At 64.9% G+C, this 6,056-nt stretch carries 3 protein-coding genes; all 3 read right to left on the bottom strand.

The features are described 5' to 3' along the window. Window positions 1-2,392, bottom strand: a 2,392-nt coding sequence (locus tag COGEMETH_RS25625; RefSeq protein ID WP_283215005.1) for a Calx-beta domain-containing protein, incomplete at its 3' end; no start/stop codon positions are given. Between the two features lie 1,671 nt (window positions 2,393-4,063). After that, window positions 4,064-5,656, bottom strand: coding sequence for a recombinase family protein (locus COGEMETH_RS16420; protein ID WP_238183676.1), 1,593 nt, complete (start codon window positions 5,654-5,656; stop codon window positions 4,064-4,066). Further along, window positions 5,653-6,056: DUF2924 domain-containing protein (locus COGEMETH_RS16425; RefSeq protein ID WP_238183677.1), on the bottom strand; the 404-nt coding region annotated here is incomplete at its 5' end. The genes COGEMETH_RS16420 and COGEMETH_RS16425, both read right to left, overlap by 4 nt.

Here is a 6,056-nt window from a genome sequence, read left to right on the forward strand (position 1 = left end):
CGGTGTCGCCGGCAGCCCCCGTGATCACGGTGACCGCCTGAGCGGCCTGCGCGTCGCCGGTCCGGGTCACCGTGTAGACGAGCTGGCCGCCCTCGGTGACGGTGGGTGCGTTGGCGATCGAGAACACCGGGGCGGGATCGTTGTCGGTGATCGTGCCGATCCCTTGCGCATCGGTGATCGTTGCACCGGTGGCATTCGAGAAATTGAGCGCGAACTGCTCGCTTCCCTCGAACACGCCGTCGTTGGTGATCGCTACCGTCACCGTCTGCGTAACCGTGGCGGCTTGGCTTGGGGCGAAGGTAAGCGTGCCCGAGGTCGCGGTGTAGTCCGAACCCGCTATGGCCGTCCCGTCGGCGGTGGCGTAGTTGACTGTGATCGGCACCTCGGTGGCCCCGGTCCGGGTGATGGTGAAGGTGGCCGTGCCTGCCGCTTCGGACACCGTCACGTCGCTGATGGCGATCGTCGGTGCGGGATCGTCGTTGGTGATCGTGCCGACCCCTTGGGTATCCGTGATCGTGGCGTTGGTCGCCCCCGAGAGGTTCACGAGGAAGCTCTCGTTGGGCTCGAAAACGGTGTCGCCGTTGGCCAGCACAGTGATGGTCCGGCTGGTCGTGCCGGGGGCGAAGGTGAGCGTGCCCGAGGTCGCCGTGTAGTCCGAGCCAGCCAGGGCCGTCCCGTCGGAGGTGGCATAGTTCACCGTGGTCGTTGTGCCGCTGGCTGCGCTCAGCGAGACGGTGAAGGTGTAGGCGGTGGTCCCGGCGTTGCCCTCTGCCGCAGTGACGTCGTTGATGCTGAAGGCGGGGATCTGCTCCAGCCTCACCTGTGTCCCGGCTATGGCTTGCCCGTCTGAAGACAAGGCGTACTGATAGCCAGCCGGTGCTGCATTGATGGTGACAGTGTTGGTGTCCGTACCTGCGATTGCTGCTTCCGTCACGGTCAGGGTTGTACCCGTCATCGTGAAGGTTGCCCCGGTGGGGTTGATGGTGCGCAAATCGAGCGCATCGCCGAGGCCGAAGCCGGTCAGAGTATTGCCGAGCGTGCCGTTCGTATCGAGCCGTAGGGTCTGCGCGCCAGTGGTGAAGGCGATTGTACCCGAGCCAGCTGAGATAATTTGGCCAAGTTCGAGCGTGCCGGCGTTGAGCTGCGTACCACCCGTGTAGGTGTTGGCGGCCGAGAGCGTTAGCGTCCCGGCACCGCTAACGGTCAGGCCCCAACTCTCGGTTCCCAAGTAGGTCCCCGTCGGTGGTACATAGCCCGAGCGGGCCACGAAGCCGACCTCGTCCTCGATTGCCCCTCCGACCGTCAGCGTCTGAGTCGCTGCGGGTGCGTAAGTCAGCGTGCCCGAGCCTTGTAGGAACAGTCCCGATCCTGCCGACTGGCCATTCTGCGGCAGAACGCCGAAGGTTCCGGAAACAGCCCCGGCGTTGCCTGCTGTCGAAGTGCCCGCAGCGAGCGTTCCTTGCCCTGAGATCGTTAGGACGCCGCCTTGCTGGACAAACACATCTGCGCCGAAGGCAGCACCGCCTCCGCCGGCAGCCCTTGAACCTCCATTGCCACCGTTACCACCGCCGAATCCACCGATACTGACTCTATTGCCGTCGAAACTACCGCCTCCGCCTCCAAATCCCCCTATGCCGGCACCGGCAGTTGCAAAGAACGCTGCACCGCCGCCGCCACCGCCGAAGCCTCCAGCGCCGCCCGGGGCCGATCCAGAATTGTTGTAGCCTCCCGCGCCGCCACCTCCGTAGCCGCCAGTGCCACCGCTCACAGATGATCCGGATAGATCCCCCGAAGGACTTGTCGCGTATATGCCTCCACCCGTGGTACCGCTGGCGTTCTGACCAGCGAACGCGCCGCCACCGCCGCCGTAATTTAAATTGGATACAGAAGCACCAGAGCCGCCAAGGCCACCGCCGCCCGCACCTTCATTGCCGGAAGATCCATCCGCATTGTCCGCCCCTCCCGATCCACCCGTCGCAGCGTTGGCACTGAAACTCACATCGGTGAGATTGACGCTCGTCCCCGTACGTACGTAGAGGCCGCCTCCGGCCCCCATACCGCCACCGCCACTTTCTCCAAGTTGGCCGGCTCCGCCATCCCCGCCCTTCGCGAGACCGCCAGAGAGTGTCAGGCCGTTGACGTTGATCGTACCGGCGTTGGCAAACAGCAGACGGTACTGATTGTTACCGTTGAGGGTGTGACTGCCGCCGTTGATGGTGAGGGCGCCCGAGGCGATGACGGCGCCCTGAGCATCGCGGATACCCAGAGTTGGTAGAGTGCCGGTAAGCGTGATGTTGGCACTTAGGATGATCGTGTCGTCCGCCGTGCTCGCGTTGGCGGCGTTGATTGCACTGACAAGGTCAGCGTAGGTGGCAACAGTAACGGTGGCCATGTTTGTCCCCTACGGGCGGCATGCCCGCGCAACGAATGCCCGAGCATCGACGCCTCCTGCGCAATTAGCCGAGGATCACGGATCACGCTAGACCTGCAGAATACGTTCGGGAAGGAAAATTATGCCTGCTATCATTATTCATGAGACAGATGGAGAGCCTTAACGAACAGAAAATAGCTTGTTTAAGGTAGTATTTTGGAGCGAAGCGGAAGCAGAAATTTTTGGCTGGCATGGAAGGCGGTAGAAGCCGTGAGCGAGAACGTCCCCCAAGCCGAGCGCCGGCAGTTCTCGTCGGAGGAGAATATCTACATCGTGCTGTAGGGTCTTTGCGGTGAGGTCGGCATCGCCAAGTTGTGCTCGTGCGAAGGCATGGCCAGCGCGATACATTGCGGCGGGCCCAAGGAGTTCTTCGAGACTGGCAAGTAGCGGCTGACCGGTGACACGGTCCGTGCCGCCACCACCAACCAAGCGCCAGAGCGGATACGGTCTCGGGCGATCCGTCCATCGACAGTGGCCGGCGCAGCTTGTGGTGGCGGAAGGCCCTACTTGCTCAACGCTCCGCCACCAGGTCGATCAGAGCCAGGCCAGCCTCCGAAATCGCGCTTCTCTGACCGGACCATGGGAACGGCCGCGGAGCGGCGTCGGAGTCCCTCATCTCGGGCGCATTGGCCTCACAGTCCTGATCGTTCCTTCGCAATCACCACTTTAAGGAGATCGCCGTCCTATTGGCCTGCGTGTCGGCAATTCGATCGTTTTCCCAACGCTAAAATGAGCTGGCGCGGTGAGGCGACATCAGTGCGTAACTGTGTCGGGAAAACATGTCAGGAAATCTACCGTCAGAAATTGGGCTTAGAAATTCTCGACAGGTGTCGACGATCCCGGCTGCGGAGTAGGCATGCCGTCGGCGTCACGTTGCGAAGCCGACCTAACCATCAGCAACTCATCGAGCCGAAAGCTCGTGGTTGTCCGAAGCGCCACGCCCTTCCAAGATAGTACCCTGGGTGGTGGCATGAGACCTCTGCATGCCGTTATCGACCTCCTATCCCGTCAACGCGGAAATTCGATAACAGCAGGCCGACATTTCTCTGTACACCCCGCGATTTTTCCCTGCTCGGTACGATAGGGAATTGGCTCGTAACGCCCTGGAATGACGGCCTCTTTTCTGCCAAAGCGCATGTTCGGACGCCTGATTTTGAGCTTTTTGCCTGCATTTTCGCTGGAAACAGGGAAGGGGAGGGCGGAGACGAGTGCGTACCTGACTGCCACCTCCACCAGGCAGTCTACGCAAACGTAGATGTCTCTGGTGGTCCGGAATTAGCACGCAAAATCATTTATTTAGCGTCGTGGCAACCGTTTCTGCCGCGTCTCTGGTGGTGTGAGGCGCCGCGATAGGGGCCAATCTCGCCCCGGTCTCCTCAGCCCCAAGTCCTGTTTCCTGCGATGCGCCAGACCGTGCGGCTCGGACTTGAAGGTTCGGCATTGCAGCGGCTCCAACCGAACTACAATCTCAAACCGATGTGGCTGATGGCTCGGCCCAGCCGCATCCCTGCGACGGCTAGGCGTACGGCTTTCCGTCGATGCATCAGATGTGGATGCTTAAAGTGAAGGGCTGGCGGATGCGCTCTCGCCTGGTGGTGCGGATCGTCTGGGCGCCGTGATGGCCGCTCTGGCTCAGAGCCCGAGAGCAGCTTGCTGCTCAGACCAGGCGACCGGCAGCTCGGCGAGATGGCGGAGGCTGATGCCACGCGGCAGACGGCCGGCCATGATCGCCGCAACGATGGTGGGTGAGAGATGCGCCAGCGACAGGCTCATCCGCACCGAGCGCTCGCCGATCCCGGCCCGCTCCGCCAGGGCCCCGATACCACTCACTCGGCCGGAGACGAGGTCCTCCATCCAGGCCCGGGCCATGGCGATGGCCTTGAGGATGCGGGCGCGGTCCTCGACCTTCATCGGACGCGGCCGGGGCTGCTGCGCGGCAGGGGGTAGTACGATCTCGCGCCGCCGCTGGGTCGAGGGTCGCGTCCAGGCGATCGTGATCGTGTCCGGCTCATCACTGAGGAGGCGCAGCACGAGGCGGTCCGGATGCAGCCGCACCTCGGCGAGGTGATCGGCCACGAGGTCGGCATCCGCTGCGGGCTGCCTGCGAGCCGGGATAGCATCGCGCAGGGCCGCGATCACGCGCGCCTCGAGATCCGGAGCCGAGACGCGGCCGATGGCATCGGGTGGTGCGGCTGCGCCGATCCCTGTCTGTCTTGCAGCCGCCCCGGCCTTGGATGCCTTCAGCACAGCCTGGCTGACGTAGTAGCGGTAGCGCCGGGTGCACTTCTGGGTATGGGTCGGCGTCATTGCGTGGCCTTGCCCATCGCGGATGCGTCCGATGAGCAGGTGGGCCTCGCCGGATCGCGGACGCCGCAGCTCGCGGTGGTTGGCAGCGAGCCTCGCCTGCACGGCTGCGAAGGTTGCCTCATCCACCAGGGGCGGCTGCTGGCCGGGATGGACCTGACCCTTGTGCACGAGCTGCCCGGCATAGATCGGGTTGGCCAGGATGGCGTAGAGCTGCCCGCGGCTGAAGCCCTTGCCGCCGGTCCTGCGGCCGGCCCCGTCAACGCGCTCGGGCACCAGGATGCCGTCGCGATCGAGTTCCAGCTTCAAGCGCCCGACCGTGCCGAGTTCGAGGTAGCGCCGGTAGATCAGCCCGATCAGCGCGGCGTGCTCGGGCACGGGATGGAGGGCCCGGGCCTCGACCCGGTAGCCCAGGGGTACGACGCCGCCCATCCATAAGCCCCGGCGCTTCGAGGACGCGATCTTGTCGCGGATGCGCTCGCCCGTGAGCTCGCGCTCGAACTGGGCGAACGAGAGCAGCACGTTGAGCGTGAGCCGGCCCATGCTGCTGGTGGTGTTGAAGGCCTGGGTCACCGAGACGAAGCTGACCGCGTTTGCATCGAACAGCTCGACCAGCTTGGCGAAGTCCGAGAGCGCCCGGGTGAGGCGGTCGACCTTGTAGACCACGATGACGTCGACGCGCCCGGCCCGGACCTCGGCCAGGAGTCGCTGCAGGGCCGGCCGCTCCAGGCTGCCGCCCGAGTAGCCGCCGTCGTCGTAGCGCACGCCCGAGCAGCGCCAACCCTCGTGGGCCTGGCTGCGGACATAGGCCTCGGCCGCCTCGCGCTGGTTGTGCAGGGAGTTGAAGGCCTGCTCCAGCCCGTGCTCGGTCGAGACCCGGGTGTAGATCGCGCAGCGCAGGGTCTTGCCCGGCAGCGTCATGGCCGCGCTCCCTGGGAGTCGACAGCACTGGCAGTGGCGACCCGTTGCTTTCCGGCTGGGGACGCCTTGCGCAGGCGGAAGAAGCGCGGCCCGTTCCAGGCCTTGCCGGTGATGGCCCGGGCGAGCGCCGAGAGGCTGTCGTAGTGCTGCCCTTGCCAGGCAAAGCCTGCCTCCAGCACGGTGACGCTGTGCAGCTCGCCCTCCCATTCGCGCACGAGCCGGGTGCCGGGCTTGATCGCGGGCAGCTCCGGCAGGGGCGGCACCGCTGCCCCATCCGGATCGGCCGCCAGCCGGGCCAGGGCCTGGACGGTGGCGCGGGCGAGGTCGCCCAAGGCCTCGGCCTGGATGCGATAGGCCAAGGCCCGATACAGCAGCGCGGGCGAGAGCCCCTCGGGCGCGG

Origin of the sequence: Methylobacterium trifolii (genome assembly GCF_022179685.1) — a bacterium.
Lineage (GTDB): Bacteria > Pseudomonadota > Alphaproteobacteria > Rhizobiales > Beijerinckiaceae > Methylobacterium > Methylobacterium trifolii.

Coding starts and splice junctions, on each gene's coding strand:
- COGEMETH_RS16420 (WP_238183676.1), bottom strand. CDS start 5,656: ATGACGCTGCCGGGCAAGACCCTGCGCTGCGCGATCTACACCCGGGTC.